The organism is Chryseobacterium sp. PCH239 (assembly GCF_018924625.1).
Lineage (GTDB): Bacteria > Bacteroidota > Bacteroidia > Flavobacteriales > Weeksellaceae > Chryseobacterium > Chryseobacterium cucumeris.
The window spans coordinates 405,173-421,900 of sequence record NZ_CP073027.1 but is presented as its reverse complement, the minus strand read 5'-3'; the positions used below and the strand labels follow the sequence as shown (position 1 = coordinate 421,900).

Annotated in this window: 20 protein-coding genes; 10 read left to right on the top strand and 10 right to left on the bottom strand. The window is 35.7% G+C overall.

Annotated features, from left to right (window positions below; all coding sequences use genetic code 11):
- Window positions 1-12: 12 nt before the first annotated feature.
- Together atpB and KBP46_RS02055 are read right to left on the bottom strand one after the other, a co-directional pair.
- Window positions 13-1,110, bottom strand: a complete 1,098-nt coding sequence (atpB, locus tag KBP46_RS02060; protein ID WP_123279856.1) for a F0F1 ATP synthase subunit A — start codon at window positions 1,108-1,110, stop codon at window positions 13-15.
- Between the two features lie 59 nt (window positions 1,111-1,169).
- Window positions 1,170-1,541 carry a hypothetical protein gene (locus KBP46_RS02055; protein WP_041461471.1) on the bottom strand — a complete coding sequence of 124 codons (372 nt, stop codon included), beginning with the start codon at window positions 1,539-1,541 and terminating at the stop codon, window positions 1,170-1,172.
- A gap of 177 nt (window positions 1,542-1,718) precedes the next feature.
- Here KBP46_RS02055 and ffh point away from each other — a divergent pair, with 177 nt between their 5' ends.
- A complete protein-coding gene (gene ffh, locus KBP46_RS02050; RefSeq protein WP_062675013.1) occupies window positions 1,719-3,080 on the top strand; it encodes a signal recognition particle protein in 1,362 nt (453 codons plus the stop codon).
- Between the two features lie 72 nt (window positions 3,081-3,152).
- On the opposite strand, the gene KBP46_RS02045 is transcribed toward ffh, so the two are convergent.
- The 6 genes from KBP46_RS02045 to KBP46_RS02020 all read right to left on the bottom strand — a co-directional run bounded on the left by KBP46_RS02045 (window position 3,153) and on the right by KBP46_RS02020 (window position 8,119).
- Entirely contained in the window at window positions 3,153-3,815 is a 663-nt protein-coding gene (locus KBP46_RS02045; protein ID WP_216444505.1) for a porin family protein, read from the bottom strand.
- A gap of 75 nt (window positions 3,816-3,890) precedes the next feature.
- Window positions 3,891-4,553, bottom strand: a complete 663-nt coding sequence (locus KBP46_RS02040) for an outer membrane beta-barrel protein (RefSeq protein ID WP_216444504.1) — start codon at window positions 4,551-4,553, stop codon at window positions 3,891-3,893.
- A gap of 75 nt (window positions 4,554-4,628) precedes the next feature.
- On the bottom strand, window positions 4,629-5,285 hold the full coding sequence (locus tag KBP46_RS02035) for an outer membrane protein (protein ID WP_062675019.1): 657 nt from the start codon (window positions 5,283-5,285) through the stop codon (window positions 4,629-4,631).
- Between the two features lie 460 nt (window positions 5,286-5,745).
- A complete protein-coding gene (locus tag KBP46_RS02030; protein ID WP_079241869.1) occupies window positions 5,746-6,246 on the bottom strand; it encodes a hypothetical protein in 501 nt (166 codons plus the stop codon).
- A 133-nt stretch (window positions 6,247-6,379) separates the two neighbouring features.
- The gene (locus KBP46_RS02025) at window positions 6,380-7,042 is read right to left on the bottom strand and encodes a porin family protein (protein WP_120231366.1); all 663 of its coding nucleotides are present in this window, start codon (window positions 7,040-7,042) and stop codon (window positions 6,380-6,382) included.
- 117 nt (window positions 7,043-7,159) lie between these two features.
- Entirely contained in the window at window positions 7,160-8,119 is a 960-nt protein-coding gene (locus KBP46_RS02020) for a PhoH family protein (RefSeq protein ID WP_002979097.1), read from the bottom strand.
- Between the two features lie 133 nt (window positions 8,120-8,252).
- Here KBP46_RS02020 and KBP46_RS02015 point away from each other — a divergent pair, with 133 nt between their 5' ends.
- The 7 genes from KBP46_RS02015 to rplI all read left to right on the top strand — a co-directional run bounded on the left by KBP46_RS02015 (window position 8,253) and on the right by rplI (window position 14,161).
- Window positions 8,253-9,080, top strand: coding sequence for an S-adenosyl-l-methionine hydroxide adenosyltransferase family protein (locus tag KBP46_RS02015; RefSeq protein ID WP_062675025.1), 828 nt, complete (start codon window positions 8,253-8,255; stop codon window positions 9,078-9,080).
- A gap of 62 nt (window positions 9,081-9,142) precedes the next feature.
- A complete protein-coding gene (locus tag KBP46_RS02010; RefSeq protein ID WP_120231367.1) occupies window positions 9,143-10,450 on the top strand; it encodes a dihydrolipoamide acetyltransferase family protein in 1,308 nt (435 codons plus the stop codon).
- Window positions 10,451-10,713: 263 nt separating this feature from the next.
- Window positions 10,714-11,349, top strand: coding sequence for a hypothetical protein (locus tag KBP46_RS02005; RefSeq protein ID WP_216444503.1), 636 nt, complete (start codon window positions 10,714-10,716; stop codon window positions 11,347-11,349).
- Between the two features lie 41 nt (window positions 11,350-11,390).
- Window positions 11,391-12,776, top strand: a complete 1,386-nt coding sequence (locus KBP46_RS02000) for a chloride channel protein (RefSeq protein WP_216444502.1) — start codon at window positions 11,391-11,393, stop codon at window positions 12,774-12,776.
- 100 nt (window positions 12,777-12,876) lie between these two features.
- Window positions 12,877-13,218 (top strand): 30S ribosomal protein S6, encoded by a 342-nt coding sequence (rpsF, locus tag KBP46_RS01995; protein ID WP_034695444.1) that lies wholly within the window; start codon window positions 12,877-12,879, stop codon window positions 13,216-13,218.
- A gap of 32 nt (window positions 13,219-13,250) precedes the next feature.
- Window positions 13,251-13,553 carry a 30S ribosomal protein S18 gene (rpsR, locus tag KBP46_RS01990; protein WP_002979091.1) on the top strand — a complete coding sequence of 101 codons (303 nt, stop codon included), beginning with the start codon at window positions 13,251-13,253 and terminating at the stop codon, window positions 13,551-13,553.
- Between the two features lie 110 nt (window positions 13,554-13,663).
- On the top strand, window positions 13,664-14,161 hold the full coding sequence (rplI, locus tag KBP46_RS01985; protein WP_047429787.1) for a 50S ribosomal protein L9: 498 nt from the start codon (window positions 13,664-13,666) through the stop codon (window positions 14,159-14,161).
- A 342-nt stretch (window positions 14,162-14,503) separates the two neighbouring features.
- On the opposite strand, the gene KBP46_RS23435 is transcribed toward rplI, so the two are convergent.
- Together KBP46_RS23435 and KBP46_RS23430 are read right to left on the bottom strand one after the other, a co-directional pair.
- Entirely contained in the window at window positions 14,504-14,923 is a 420-nt protein-coding gene (locus KBP46_RS23435) for a helix-turn-helix domain-containing protein (RefSeq protein ID WP_253297160.1), read from the bottom strand.
- On the bottom strand, window positions 14,920-15,255 hold the full coding sequence (locus tag KBP46_RS23430; protein WP_253297159.1) for a hypothetical protein: 336 nt from the start codon (window positions 15,253-15,255) through the stop codon (window positions 14,920-14,922). The genes KBP46_RS23435 and KBP46_RS23430 overlap by 4 nt, the downstream gene beginning before the upstream one ends.
- A 214-nt stretch (window positions 15,256-15,469) precedes the next feature.
- Here KBP46_RS23430 and KBP46_RS01975 point away from each other — a divergent pair, with 214 nt between their 5' ends.
- The gene (locus KBP46_RS01975) at window positions 15,470-16,309 is read left to right on the top strand and encodes a TolC family protein (protein WP_253297158.1); all 840 of its coding nucleotides are present in this window, start codon (window positions 15,470-15,472) and stop codon (window positions 16,307-16,309) included.
- Window positions 16,306-16,725 (top strand): TolC family protein, encoded by a 420-nt coding sequence (locus KBP46_RS23425; RefSeq protein ID WP_253297157.1) that lies wholly within the window; start codon window positions 16,306-16,308, stop codon window positions 16,723-16,725. Before KBP46_RS01975 ends, KBP46_RS23425 begins: the two co-directional genes overlap by 4 nt.
- The last annotated feature ends 3 nt before the right edge of the window (window positions 16,726-16,728 follow it).

Sequence of the window (16,728 nt, the reverse complement as noted above, 5' to 3'; positions counted from 1 at the left end):
TTATAATTTCAATTAGTGAGCTGCATGATGTTCGTGCTCGTGCTCTTCTACTGCCATTCCAATGAACAGCGCAGATAACATAGTAAAGATATAAGCCTGTAGGAATGCTACCAGTACTTCCAGTAAATAAATTACTAATGTTAAGAATGGGAATGCAACACCTGCGATAAAATTCTTGAATACGTAAATCAATCCGATCAAACTCATTACTACAATGTGTCCTGCTGTCATGTTAGCGAAAAGTCGGATCATCAATGCGAATGGCTTAGTGATTGTTCCTAATAATTCGATTGGAAGCATGATCAACTTCATCGGAACCGGTACTCCTGGCATCCAGAAGATATGTTTCCAGTAATCTTTGTTCGCTGAGAATGTCGTAATCAAATACGTAAGAATAGCCAGGAAGAATGTCATTGTAATATTACCTGTAACATTAATTCCGAAAGGCATTAATCCAAGAACGTTAAGGAAAAGAATAAAGAAAAACACTGTTAATAAATACCCCATGAATCTCTTATACTTATGTCCGATATTAGGAATAGCAACTTCGTCTCTTACAAAGATAATTAATGGTTCTAAGAATCTTGCCGCTCCTGTAGGAACTGCTGACTTCTTATAAGATTTAGCCATTCCAACAAATAATACAAACATAAAGATTGACACTAATAAAATAATCAATACACTTTTTGTAATAGAAAGGTCTAAAGGTTTCACGTTAGTTGGATGACCGTCTTCACCAAGTGTTAAAGTTCCAGCTGCATCAGTCTTATAGATTTTCTCATGGTGCAACACATAAAAAGAACCATCCACTTCAGTAGGCTCACCATGCATAAACCCTTCTTTGTTACTCATGAAAGAGTGAAAACCGTTATCATAGATAATAACAGGAAGAGGGAAACCGATGTGGTGACCATCTTTATCAACCATCAATGTGAAATCATGTGCATCTAATAAGTGATGATCGATGAACTCCTTGTTTTCTTTGCTTACTTTGTCTTTCTCTGAAAGCTCTTGAGCAGGAGCTGCCCCAGCAGTAGCTTCACCATGCTGTGCAGACACTAAGTTTAATACAAAAATACTGTAGAATAAAACTGCGAATTTCTTAAACATTGATAGGTTTTTTTCGTTGTGCAAAAATATGATATTTTTTCTAGTTTCAATAAATAATTTTACTGTTTTTTATCATGATTAATCAGCTTGATGGCATAGTATGTAAGCAGTGCTGTCAGGACAAAATAAGGCATGATAAAATGGAATTTGTAGCCGGGAATCACTTCAAAGTTCAGTTTTTTTCTGATTAAGTACATCAAACCGAATTTTAAAAGGATCAAACCAATAACAGACAATCCTAAAAATTCCGGTGCTACTCTATTGATTAAGATAATAAGGGTGATCATCATCATAAACATGACACTTAAAAAAAGGTAAAATTTAATGATCACTATCTCATCCAGGTGAAAAACAAATTTCCATAGGGAAAAATGCACCAGGAAGGTCAGAAAGAATAAAACGACAACAAGAATATTGGGATTAATTTTCATTCTATATTTTAATTGATCGCAAAAATAGACTTTTTCTATCGTATTATACTATGATTTGATATTTATCATTTTTTCTTCTTTGTAATAATATTACGTATATATATAATATTACGTGTTCAAACACTTTGGATATCCTAAAAATTCCTTATTTTTGCAAACCTATAATTTACAATAAATATGTTTAATAGTTTACAGGATAAATTAGACAAGGCATTACACAATATTTCCGGAAGAGGAAAAATTACTGAAATCAATGTGGCGGAAACCGTAAAGGAGATCCGTAGAGCATTGGTAGATGCCGACGTTAACTATAAAGTTGCGAAAGATCTTACAAAGAGAGTTCAGGATAAAGCATTAGGAGAAAACGTTCTTACTTCCCTTACTCCGGGACAGCTGATGACGAAAATTGTTCATGATGAACTGGTAGACCTAATGGGAGGTTCTCAGGAAGGAATCAATCTTTCAGGAAAACCTACTGTAATCCTTATTGCCGGTCTTCAGGGATCTGGTAAGACGACTTTCTCAGGAAAACTTGCTAATTATTTACAGACAAAAAGAAATAAAAAACCATTATTGGTAGCATGTGACGTATATCGTCCTGCAGCAATTGACCAGCTGAAAGTATTGGGTGGACAGATCAAAGTTCCTGTTTATACCGAAGAAGGCGCTACCAATCCATCTACTATTGCTGAAAACGCTATCAATTTCGCAAAATCAAACGGTCATGATGTTGTGATTGTGGATACGGCAGGTCGTTTAGCTATTGATGAGCAGATGATGAACGAGATCAAATCCGTACATTATTTCATCAAACCTCAGGAAACACTTTTCGTAGTAGACTCCATGACAGGTCAGGATGCTGTGAATACAGCAAAGGCATTCAACGATGCTTTGAACTTTGACGGAGTTGTTTTAACGAAACTAGATGGTGATACTCGTGGTGGAGCGGCTTTAACGATCCGTTCTGTTGTTGAAAAACCAATCAAGTTTATCTCTACAGGAGAAAAAATGGAAGCTTTGGATCTTTTCTATCCGGAAAGAATGGCAGACAGAATCCTGGGAATGGGAGACGTTGTTTCCTTAGTAGAAAGAGCTCAGGAGCAGTTTGACGAAGAAGAAGCTAAAAAACTTCATAAAAAAATTGCTAAAAACGAGTTCGGTTTTGACGATTTCCTTAAGCAGATCAATCAAATCAAGAAAATGGGTAACATGAAGGATTTGATGGGAATGATTCCTGGAGTTGGAAAAGCGATTAAAGACGTAGAAATCAGTGATGATGCATTCAAGCATATTGAAGCGATCATCTACTCTATGACTCCTGAAGAAAGAAGAAGACCTTCTATCATCAATACACAGAGAAAAGGAAGAATTGCTAAAGGTTCCGGAAGAAAAATCGAAGATGTGAACCAATTGATGAAACAGTTCGATCAGATGGGTAAAATGATGAAGATGATGCAGGGACCTCAAGGAAAGCAAATGATGCAGATGATGAGCAAAATGCCGAATATGCCTGGAATGGGTGGAATGTTTGGAAAATAAGAAAATCAAAAATCATTCATAAAAAAACTCTCAGAATTTCTGAGAGTTTTTTGTTTTTATATTGGGATCTGTTTATTTAAACTTGTATCCTACGCCTAACTGAAAGAAATTCATTTTTAAAGTTTCACCATCCACTGGATTTTTGATCATATTGGTAAGACCGAAACTATAACGTGCATCCACAAATAATCCTTTATAAATTGCGTAATCTGCTCCTAAGAACAAACCAAAGTCTGTAGACTTCAACGTATCATTCAAATATCTTTCTACATAACGCTCTCCTTCTCTGATTCCTGAAGGATCTGCCATACCTGCATTTGGGCCGCTCATTTCAAATTTCACCTTGTTACTGGTCTTAAAACTCACGTATGGACCTGCATAAATTCCTAATTCAGGGGTTGCATAATATCTTGCAGACACAGGAATTACAATTCTGTTAAGGTTCATTTTTTCAGTTACGGTAATACCCGACATTGAAACCTCTGCTTTTCCTCCAAGGTTAGCATATTCTACCTCTCCCTGAATGGCAAATTTGTTGTTGAATTTATGCTCAACCAAACCTCCGATATAAAAGCCTGATTTGGATTTCAAACCTCCTTCTATTCCTCCCATTTCAAAATCATTTTCATTGGAATTCAGTTTTGATAAGGCATAACCGGCCTTTACCCCGAATGTCGTCTGCGCATTTAAGCCTGTAAATAAAGCAATCGCTGATGCTAATAAGATTTTTTTCATGATTATTATTAATTAGTTTTATAGTAAAGAAGCCCTAAGACATCTATCTCAGGGCTAATATATCTATTTTATTTATTATTTTGCAAATACATATTTAACTCCAAAAGCCACGGAAGTCAAACTGATTCCAAATTTGTAATCATCAGTTCTTTTTGCCCCGTCAATATCTCTTTTGTGAGTATTGTACCCGAATTCTCCTATTGTAGCTTCAATTGACCAGTTCTTAGTCAGGAAATAGTCCAGACCTGGTTTAATATTGACTCCAATATTGGTATAGTTATTTTCGCTGTTCAAGGCAGCTGTAAGTAAAGGGTCTGCATCGTTAATATTACTTTTTGCATTCATTTTTTCCTTACCAAACTCCAATGGAACCTGTAACTGTCCGAAGATGTATAATTTATCAGACAAAGTCCAGTATTTTCTCACGAATGGAGCTACCACAAAAGCATTATCTGTATATTTAACTTCAAATGCATTACTTATGGCAGGATTTCCCAATTTGTATTTTGTAACAGCACTTTTATAGCCTATACCAAGTCCCACGGCTAGATTATTAGTAACGAAATACCCTGCTGTAGGAAGGATTCTGATCACATCATCCTTTATATTGGTTTCAAATTCGTTTTTCTCATTGTGATAATATCCTACCTGACCTGAAAGATAAGAAGTTCCTTTTGCAATCTGTGCATTAGATAAACCGAAAAGCGCCACAGCACCCATCAATACGATTTTTTTCATGATTATTATATTAGTTTTGTATAGCAAAAAAGCCCTAAGAGTTTCTCAGGGCTTTCTTGCTATATGCTTTGTTTATTATTTTGCAAATACATATTTAACTCCGAAAGTTACAGAAGATAAATTCAATCCGAAGTTGTAGTTGTTTGTAGCATCACCATCTTTTGGCTTGTAGTTGCTATAACCGAACTCACCGATAGTAGCTTCGATAGACCAGTTTTTGTTTAAGAAATAATCTAAACCTGGCTTAACAGTTACACCGATTTGAGTGTATTTAGCTTCAGTAGAAGTAGAGTTAGAAATTGTAGTGTTTCCAGCTGTAGTTACAGAGCTGTTTTCATTTTCAGTTTTTCCAAACTGCATTGGAACTGCTAATTGTCCGAAGATATACAACTTGTCAGACAAAGTCCAGTATTTTCTTACGAATGGAGCAACAACGAAAGCTGGTTGCTTAATTACATTTTCGCTTACAGTTGTAGCGTTTCCGATAGTTGTAGTCGTAGTAGTTGTAGTTTTTTCAGTTTGGTATCCTACACCTAATCCGATTGCTAAGTTAGTGTTAACGAAATATCCAACTGTAGGTAATACGTTGAAGTTTTCAGTTTTAAGGTTACCGTTGTTAGTTTCTACTTGAGAATAACCAACAGATCCTGATAAATATGTAGTTCCTTTAGCAATCTGAGCGTTTGACAAACCGAAAAGTGCAACAGCACCCGCTAATAATATTTTTTTCATTTTAAAAAATTTTAATACTTTCTGAGGGCAAATTTACAGTGGTCACCACTAATATTAAAATTTGTTAATGTGATTAATATCATTGTTAAAATTTAAGGTTTTGTAAAAATAAATCATAGTTAAGAGATGTTATTGAGTTTTTCACAATATTATGAATAAAAAAATTATTTTTTTTCAACAACACTCAAATATATTTACTTTTTTAAATTTTCTGATTTTTTCTAAAACCTCATGAATCCTGGAAAAATGATAAAATTAATTAACCTAAATTACTAATTTTAAAGTTATTAACTCTTAAAATTTAAACAATCGTTTATTATTTAAGACTATTTTCACATATTTCTAATCGTTATACATCCACTCTATTAAAAATTTCTGATCAGAAATCCGTATAGTCTATATATAAGTAATCAAAAAACTCCGGCCTTTGGCCGGAGTTTTCATATGCAATTGCTTTTTCTTATTTCAAGAAGAAGTTATAACCAATGTTAACAGCTCCTACATTCCAGCTATAGCTTCCCCATCCCGGTAGGTCACGCTTATTGCTGATAGATTGGTAACCGATGTACAACTCCCCTTTAGACATTTGATATCCAAATTTAGGCTGTGCATAGAAACCGCCATCTACTCCATCCTTTGTAGAAATACCATATCCAAGATCTAACCCTACAAAGATTGGAGCTCCTTTAAATCTATATTTCCCGGAAACAGCTACAGGAACAAATCCGAAATCATCAAAGTGATCTTTTCCGAAGAAATGAGAATATCCTGTGGTTACCCCAAGGTCAAGACCTTTAGCAATATTCCACATATAAGCTGCATCTACTCCTAATGTAAACGAAGATACATCACTTGCATCTGATACGGGAACACCAATATGTCCACCGATTTTAAAACCTTCCTGCGCCTGAGCAGCACCTCCTAAAAGTGCAAAAGCACCTAGTAATAATAGTTTTTTCATTTTTTTAGTAGCTTTGAATTACTGTGCAAAAGTACTAATTATTTTTATCATCAGAATAAACTGCCCTATAACAGGAAAAGCAGAACAAAATTTGTCCTGCTTTATATTATTAATTGGTTCTAAAATTTCAGAATTAGTTTCCTCCGAATTTGAAACCTACACCCACCTGAGCAAAGCTGTTTTTTACAGATCCTCCGCTGTTGTCATTGGATAGGTTGGATACTCCTAAACTGTATCTTGCATCAAAGAAAAGTCCGTTTTCCAGCATATATTCAACACCTAAGAACGGAGCAAGGTTCAATGATTTGATATCTTTTTTAATATCTACATCACCGCCTTCACCTTCCATTTCTACATCAAGGAAATCTGAACCGATGACAGTCTTTTGTTTAGCGGTAAGAATGATTCCTACATTAACACCTGCAGCTACAGAGAAACCTTCTGTAATAAAGTATTTTGCAGAAACAGGAACTAAAAGAGTCCCGAAAGTTACTTTAGTAGACTCCCCAAAATACATTCCTCCAGCGTTTACTCCGTCAATCTTTTCTTTAGCTCCAAGCGGTGAATACAAAACCTCTCCCTGAACAGCAAAGTTATCATTGAATTTGTACTCAGCCATTCCACCGATATAGAAGGTATATTTAGGAGACATTTTTCTTCCGTCAAGATCATCTTGCTTATCGTCTAGTTTAATAGTAGACATTGCGAAACCGGCTTTTGGACCAAATCGAAATTCCTGTGCGTTGGCACAAATTCCCATAGCAGCGACCGCTGCAACAAGTAAAAGTTTTTTCATGTTTAGTTAGTTTTACATTTAAGGTGTGCAAAACTAACTATTTTTTTCAAATTAACAAATTTTAACCGACTTATTTAAGGTTAATAAAAGGTTAATGGAAACTTTTACTCATTTTTATTAGTCGTTTCTTAGTCTTTTCTCTTCGTCGTTATAAGCAAGGATAATCTTTCTTACTACAGGGTGTCTTACCACATCTTCTTCTGTAAGATGTACAAATCCGATTTCTTTTACCCCATTTAAAATTCTCATGGCCTCTTTCAATCCGGATTGTTGATTTTTCGGAAGGTCAATCTGGCTTGGATCTCCTGTGATAATGAACTTGGCATTCATTCCCATTCTGGTAAGGAACATTTTCATCTGAGCATGGGTGGTGTTCTGTGCTTCATCAAGAATCACAAAAGCATCATCCAGTGTACGCCCTCTCATGAAGGCCAATGGTGCCACTTCAATTACTTTCTTCTCCATGAAACCTTCCAGTTTCTCATGCGGAATCATATCACGAAGCGCATCATACAAAGGTTGTAAATATGGATCCAGCTTTTCTTTAAGATCACCTGGAAGAAATCCCAGACTCTCCCCTGCTTCTACAGCCGGTCTTGTCAGGATAATTCTTTTTACTTCTTTATCTCTCAAAGCTCTTGCTGCCAACGCAACGCTGGTATATGTTTTTCCTGTACCTGCAGGTCCAATGGCGAAAACCATGTCCTTTTTCTCCGTTTCCTTTACAAGCTTTTTAAGATTGGTCGTCTTAGCTTTAATAACTTTTCCGTTGACTCCTTTTACAATGATATCCTGATCGAATACCAGTTGCTTCTCATTTTCGTCTTTAATATTCAATATATTTTCAACATCTTTCAGCCCTATTGAATTGTTTTTGGAGATAAAACTTACAATATCATCCAGTTTTTGTTTCAGTATGTCTAAAGCTTCCTGATTTCCCATGGCAAAGATAAAATGATCTCTTCCTGTAATTTTAATGGTTGGAAAGCTTGATTTTATTAAGTTGAAATATTGGTTATTAACTCCATAGAAGATTTTCGCATCGATATCTTCCAAATCATATGTTAATTCAAACATGCAGTATTTTTATTTTTAGATTTTAAAATTAAAGCTTTTTTTCAAATTTATATCAAATTCTTTTCAACAATCTTTCGGGCTTTCTTTTTATTTTAAATAACTTTGCAATACTACACTATTCTATAAATTGCTCATGTCAATTATTACCCTTACTTCGGATTTCGGAAATTTAGATTACAGAGTTGCTGCTGTGAAAGGCAAAATTCTGTCTCTAAACCCTGAGGTTAATATTATTGATATCACCCACGAAATCCAGGCATTCAATCTTATACAGACTTCATATATTGTAAGAAATGCTTATAAATATTTTCCCAAAGGAAGCATTCACATTCTTTCCGTAGACAGTTTTTACAGCAAATCAAGAAAGAATATCCTCTATAAAGCAGACGGATCTTACTTCCTGGCGGCAGACAACGGCCTTTTGAGCCTTATATTTTTTGATATTAAACCGGAAGCCATCTACGAACTTACGCTGAACAATCGTTTTGATGACGTTATCAACTTTACTTCTACAGACATTTTTGTTCCTGCAGCAGTGCATCTTGCCAATGGCGGACTTCCTGAAGTCATAGGAAGGAAAATAAGCACCGCAAAACAACTTATGTTTCCACGAGCGGTTTATAATGAATCGGAAGGGATGATTATTGGTGAAGTGACTTATATTGATAATTTCGGAAATATAATATCAAATATCAATAAAGATTTTTTTGAGAACATCAGTAAAGGTTACAACAGTTTTACCATAAAATTCAGAAATCTAAGCCTTTCAAGAATATTTTCCAGCCATACAGAAGTTGTTTCAGACTGGAAAAGGGAGACCGAATTCCACGGACAGTCTGCGGCAATATTCAATGATAGTCAGTTATTGGAGCTTACCATCTACAAAGGAAGCAAGAAAAACGGCGCTAAAAGCCTGTTTGGACTGAATGTGGGAGAAAATATTTATATTGAATTCAGCTAAGATTATATATTTCTTAAAAAAACCGATTTTTTTATATATTTGTCAAAATCTAAAAATCAAAAATGGCAGAATACAAATTATTGCTTCCTTCCATGGGAGAAGGGGTTATGGAAGCGACAATTATCACTTGGTTATTCAATGAAGGTGATAACGTAAAGGAGGATGACTCCGTAGTAGAAATTGCAACAGATAAAGTAGATTCAGACGTACCGACACCAGTTTCGGGGAAAATTGTAAAAATTTTAAAGCAAAAAGATGAAGTTGCAAAAGTAGGTGAAGCCATTGCTATTTTAGAAATTGAAGGAGAAGGCGCAGCTTCAGAAGAAGTAAAAACTGAAACTCCGGCGGCTACTCCGGATGCTGAAACTTTAAAAACGATTGAAGAGCCTCTACAGACAGTAGCTGCTTCAAACGTAGAATTCTCAGGAGATCTTTATCTGTCTCCACTTGTAAAATCTATCGCACAACAGGAAAATATTTCTGAAACTGAACTGAAATCTATCAAAGGAAGCGGTTTAGAAGGAAGAATTACCAAAGAAGATATATTAGCATATGTTGCTAACAGAGGAAGCAAGCCAGCTCAGCAGGCTGCTCCGGTACAGACAGCTTCAGCTCCACAACCGGCAGTATCAGCTCCGGCAGCTACTATTCCGGTAAGTGCAGGTGATGAGATCATTCCAATGGACAGAATGAGAAAGATCATCGCTGAAAACATGGTGAAAGCAAAACAAATTGCTCCACACGTTACTTCTTTCATTGAAACAGACGTTACCAACGTTGTAAAATGGAGAAATAAAAACAAAGCTGTATTCGAAAAACGTGAAGGTGAAAAACTGACTTTCATGCCTATTTTCGTAAAAGCGGTAGTGAAGGCAATCCAGGATTTCCCAATGATCAATGTTTCTGTAAATGGTGAAAACATCATCAAAAAGAAAAACATCAACATCGGTATGGCTACTGCCCTTCCGGACGGAAACCTTATCGTTCCAGTTATCAAAAATGCAGATCAGTTATCTCTTTCAGGGCTTGCAAAAGCAATCAATGATTTAGCTTACAGAGCAAGAAACAAGAAATTGAGACCAGAGGATACTCAAGGGGCAACTTATACAATTTCTAACGTAGGAAGCTTCGGAAACCTTATGGGTACACCGATCATTCCTCAGCCTCAGGTAGCTATTTTAGCCATCGGAGCAATCGTTAAGAAGCCTGCAGTTCTTGAAACAGCTGACGGAGATGTAATTGCGATCAGAAACTTAATGTTCATGTCTCACTCTTATGACCACAGAGTGGTAGACGGTTCCCTAGGAGGAATGATGCTTAAGCATGTTCACGACTACCTTGAAAACTGGGATCTGAACACAGAAATATAAGTAATAAAATAATCAGTAATAAGTAATTTTACTTATTGTTGATCACATAAAATGAAAACCTTCGGTTAAATTCGAAGGTTTTTTGTTTTTTTACTACTTAAGCTTAACAACGTCCTAAACACTAAATATCTCATTGAATAAATACCAAATATTCAACAAAATTAATAATTACCTATCAAATCATCAATTGTTTAAATATTTATATACTGTACTAACTTTTTTGGAAATTAGATTGATTAGCATTATTTTTAAACAAAATATTATTGAGAAAAATGGATCCGGATTACAGGAAATATGATGTCACAAGGTTTTTTGATTTCACAGAACAGGATGAAAAACTCATTACTGAAATCTATGATCTGCTTTCTCTATCGTACGATACTACTGTCATTGATGTCAAAGAGTCCCCATATGAAAAGTTCAGCTCTTTTGATATGTATCCGTTATTTATTCCACGTATCTGTTACCTGGTGAAGGATATGAATAACAGCAATAACTCTTTCTATCTTTTTATCGTCAGTAAAGTGGGAATAAATTCCAAAGGCGGACGTTTAGATCGTAAATATGACACTATCCAGCTTTGGGGATTAAAAAAGCTTGAAGAAGATTTTGGGTATATTTCCATTAATAAAAAGAAGCTAATGGATAAGATTGCAGGAATCTTCAACAGTTTCTCTATTAATTTTAAAGATCCTGACTTTAAAGATTTTTATGTCGTGGGAAGTGATTCATTTAAAACCATGAGCTTTTTAACCCAAAAAAGAAAAGAAACAATAAAAAGCTTCTCTGATGAAGGCTTTAAGCTTGAAGTCAGAAACAGCATTTTAAGTTTTGGTATACCTGATATTCTTACGGTTGAAAATGCTGAAATCACCTCAAAGTTTTTAAACGAAATATAATTACCAAAATTTACCGTAATTTCATCCCTCAAAACCTGCAGATGCTGAAAATTTTTGCCCTCATAAAAAGATCCCTCAAAAATTCTTTCGACAATATCCGGAATGAACAGCTTAAGCATAATCTGCTTCAGGCCATTCCCTTTTGGATAGGATCTGTCATAACAGGCTTTTTTGCTGTGATGTACGCACAGGTATTTGCATGGGGCGAACATCTGATGAATTTCATTTTCGACTGGCACGCATGGATGATCTTTATTATTGCACCTGTTGGATTTGTACTTTCCTGGTGGCTGGTGAAAGAATTTGCTCCCAATGCCAAAGGAAGCGGGATTCCTCAGGTGATGGCGGCTGTAGAACTGGCCAATCCGAAAGAACATAGGAAAATCCGGAATCTTTTAAGTATTAAGATTATATTTTTCAAAATCCTTTCCTCCGTAATTCTGGTCATCGGAGGAGGTGCTGTAGGACGTGAAGGCCCTACCATTCAGATTGCGGGTTCAGTTTTCAGAAAAGTGAATGAATACCTTCCCGAATGGTGGCCAAAGATTTCCAAAAAAAATATGATTATGACGGGAGCGGCAGCAGGACTTGCTGCAGCGTTCAATACTCCGTTGGGAGGAATTGTTTTCGCTGTGGAAGAGCTGTCAAAAACCCATATCAATTACTTCAAAACAGCCTTGTTTACGGCGGTAATCATTGCAGGTCTTACAGCACAAACATTGGCAGGGTCTTATTTATATCTGGGATATCCGAAGACCAATGATGTTTCCTTAATGGTTATGCTTCCGATCATACTAGTTGCTGCTACTGCTGGCATTATGGCCAGCCAGCTATCTGTTACCATGCTTAAAATCAATAGCTGGAAGAAGAAAAAACTGAAAACAGATAAGGCCAATGTGATATTCCTGGTAATTTGTGCATTAATTATTGCTTCGATTGCTTATTTTATCAACAGAGAAATTCTGGGTTCGGGAAAAGAAATTATGGAGCGTGTCCTTTTTACCAAAGATAAGCACGAAGACTGGTATGTTCCCATTCTGAGAATGCTGGGGCCTGCCCTTTCCTTTACTTCCGGAGGTGCCGGCGGAATTTTTGCTCCGGCTCTTACTGCGGGAGCAAGTATAGGTTCTGTTATTTCAGGAATTATTCATTTAACACCCAACGAAACCAATGTGGTGATTCTGGCAGGAATGGTTGCTTTTCTTACCGGCATAACAAGGGCTCCGTTTACTTCAGCCATTATTGTACTGGAAATGACGGACAGACATTCCCTGATATTCCATCTGATGCTTGCCGGAATGATCTCTTCTATTGCTTCCATCCTGGTAAGCAGACATTCTTTGTATGATGTTTTGAAGGTGAATTTTTTGACGGAAATAAGAAACCAGGATGAACAGAATGCTGGAATTCATAGCAAAGGAGAATAATTAATCTCAGGAATCATCAACTATTTCACAGATCTCTTGCATATAAGAAATATATTTTCTACTTTTGCACCTCGAAATAATTAACAAATTTTTTAACATTATGAACAATTACGAAACTGTTTTCATTTTAACTCCCGTTCTATCTGAGGCACAGGTAGAGGAAGCAGTGAACAAGTATGTAGATCTAATCAAAGAAAAGAACTGCGAAATCGTTGCTAAAGAAAACTGGGGATTAAAAAAATTAGCTTACCCAATTCAATTGAAAAAGAATGGGTTCTATACTTTAATCGAATTTAAAGGAGAAGGTACTGTAGTTGCTGATTTAGAATTAGCATTTAAGCGTGACGAAAGAGTAATCCGTTACCTTACTACAAAACTTGACAAGCACGCTGTAGAGTACGCTGTAACAAGAAGAGCTAAAGTAAAAGCAGCTAAAGCTTAATTATTAACCCTATTTTTTAAAAAAGACAAGACATGGCAATAGATGAAATGGCTAAACAAGCCTCAGCAGGAGGAGAATCAGAAGTAAAATTCCTTACTCCACTTGATATCAATACAAAATCTGAAAAGAAATATTGTAGATTCAAAAAATACGGAATTAAGCACGTTGATTACAAAGATGCTGATTTCTTATTACAATTTGTAAACGAGCAAGGTAAAATTTTACCAAGAAGATACACCGGAACTTCTTTAAAATACCAAAGAAAAGTTTCTGCTGCTATCAAAAGAGCAAGACACCTTGCTTTACTACCATACGTAGCTGACTTATTGAAATAAGACAAAAATAAATAAGAGAAGAGGTTTTTCCTCTTCTTTTGTTGCTGAATACATCATTAATTCTAACTTGATTTTAGATACAACCTAAAATCTTAAAAAGGACAACAACAATGGAAATTATCCTAAAAAAAGACGTAGAAAACTTAGGACTTGAGTTTGATACAGTAAACGTAAAGCCAGGTTATGCTAGAAACTTCTTAATTCCTCAAGGAATTGCTCTTTTAGCTACGCCTAAAAACAAAGCTGCTTTAGAAGCTACATTAGAAGCTAGAAAAGAAGAAGAAGCTAAATTAATCGCTGCTGCTAACGCTGTAGTTGAGCAATTGAAGAAAACTTCTATCACGATCCCTGCAAAAGTAGGTGCTGGTGACAAATTATTCGGATCTATCAACAATGCTGATCTATCTGCTGCTTTAGAAAAAGCTGGTGTTTCTGTAGAGAAAAAATACATCAAAATTCCTGGTAACACGATCAAGAGAACTGGTAAATTCGCAGCTCTTATCAGACTTCACAGAAATGTTGAGTACAACTACGAGTTTGATATCGTATCTGATGCTCCAGTGGAAGCAGCTCCTAAAAAAGAAGAAGCTAAAACTGAAGAAGCTTAATAAGCAACTGAGAATTTCTCACAATACAAGACCACTTCAATTTATTGAGGTGGTTTTTCTTTTGTATAGGGTGACTTTGAAGTAAGATTGATATTAACTACCCCGTCTTTTTGCTTTGCAAAAATCCACCCCTTCAGGGAAGGGGAATATAGGAAATCTTAACAGCTATTACTCGTTAAATTATATTTTTAACAACCTGTACGAAGAACAGGTAGGAAAATCTATTCCACACTATAAACCGTTACCTCACACCCCGTAACCCGAATCTCAAACTCTCAACCCCTCCAACTCACTACTTATCCCCTCTCAATTTATGCTGATATTCCGTAGGGGCCATTCCAATTACCTTTTGAAGATATTACTAAAAGACGAGAGGCTGTTGTACCCTACCATCATGGCAATCTCATACATATTGTATTTTCCTTCCAGCATCAGCTCAAGGGAACGGGTAATTCTCAACGCTCTCAGAAAGCGAACGTAATTCATGCCCAGAATCTCTTTAAATTTCCTGGAAAGGGTTCTTGTACTCATACCAAATTCTTTTGCCGTAGATTCAATCGTAAGAGGCTTCTCAAGGTTAGCATGAATATATCTTGCAATCTTCAGCAATGTTTCATCTTTTGGGAAAGGATGCTGTATCGGAAATGCCAGATGTTTATGTTTCTTTTCCTGCAAAACTCCTTTAAGAGCTTTGAGAAAATAATATTTTGAGGTATCATTTTTTGTGATTTTCCCATCCCAGTCTTTAGTATAGAAAATCATTTCCCTAAGGAGATTATTGACGGAATAAATATTGATTTCATCAAAAAAGCCACTTTCATTCTCTTCTTTTTTAAAATAAAAGTTATACAAATCAACCTTTGGACTGGTAGAAAAATATAATGTGGTGTACCGGCAGGAATCCACATAAAGCATCTGGCAGGAAGATACCAGTGTTTCTGATCCGTAAAAACATGCACAATACCGCCTTCTGCATAGACTAATTGTGCTGAACTGTGATAATGAATCTCTGTGGTTACATTTCCGGTAAGGACATGATAAACGTAAAATTCGGCATCATCTTCTTCTACCGCTTTAAAATGGCTGTCGTTCATTCCATAAAGGTAAGAAGAATTTCCAAATTGGCGTAAATGAGCAAATCTTTTTCTGTTTTCACAAATAGGGTCTGTGGCTTCTCACCGTAACTTTGCTGCATCAAAATCATTTTAGCAAAAATCCTTTAATTAATTTATGAATATCATATTGAACGCATGCCGGTATATGTGCATTGCGTTGTGCTTATTATTGAGCAGTTTTTTACATTCACAGATGATCGATTACCAGCATCTCGGCTTAAAGCAAGCTATAGAGATTGGTTTGAAAAACAACAAAAACATACAGATCAGTCATCTGAAACAGGAAATGTCCGTTACCAAAGAGAAAGATCTCAAGATGGAGAAACTCCCGGACATTGAATTTCATACAAGCTATAATCAGATAACCAACCTTTTCCAGCATCAGAATGGTGTATTTAATAAAGCCACCAAGTATGATGTAATCAATGGAATGTATGATTTTACATTATCAGCATCGATCCCGGTTTATATGGGAGGAAAAATTAAAAATACAGAAAAGAAAGCGGCTATTGACACTGAAATTTCTGCTTTAAAAACCCATCTCGATGAGAGACAGCTTAAAATGACCATTATTACTGCTTTTCTACAGATCCATCATTTAAAAGAGCAGCAGAGTCTGATTAATGATAAAATGAAGGAAGATTCTGTAAACATCAAGCAGGTAAAAGCTTTGAAAGCTAATGGTGTTGTAACGGTCAATGAAGTCTTAAGAACATCACTTCAGTTGTCCAATCACAAAATGAGCTGGACGGAACTGGATAATGATATTCAGATCGCAGAACACAAACTGAAAACAATTCTTTCGCTTCCTGAAAATCAGGAAATACATGTCAACACAGAAGATCTTATTTCAGACAATGTTGCCATTCCTTATGTTGATGAGCTTACAGAAACTGCTTTAAACAAAAATGAGTCTGTTGAAATTACCCATAAGAATCTTTCCCTGAAAGAATTGGATCAAAAGATTACCAAAGCTAATTATTTACCTAAAATTACAGCTGGCGGTGAATATTTTTTAAATATCCGAATATGATGTTCTTTCCTCCCGAACCCTATGCATATCGTCTGGGAATGGTAGGGGTAAATCTTACCTATCCTATCGAGAATCTGTACAAAAATAAATACAGAATGCAGGAAGCACGGGAAAATATTGATCTTGCCAAACTTCAGATTGAAGAAAATGAGGAAAATGTAAGACACAATGTTTATGAGGCTTATAAAAAGTTTGAAGAGACAGACCAGAAGGTAAAAATTGCTGAAGAAGCAATTAATCAGGCTAAAGAAAACTATCGTATTGTAAGAACAAAGTATGCCAATAAGCTTAGCCTTATTACTGAACTGATAGATGCAGACAATACGTATCTGGAAGCTGAATCTAATCTTATTTCCGTAAAAATTAACCGACAACTTAAATATTACCAACTCCAATATACAATTGGGAACTTATAAAAA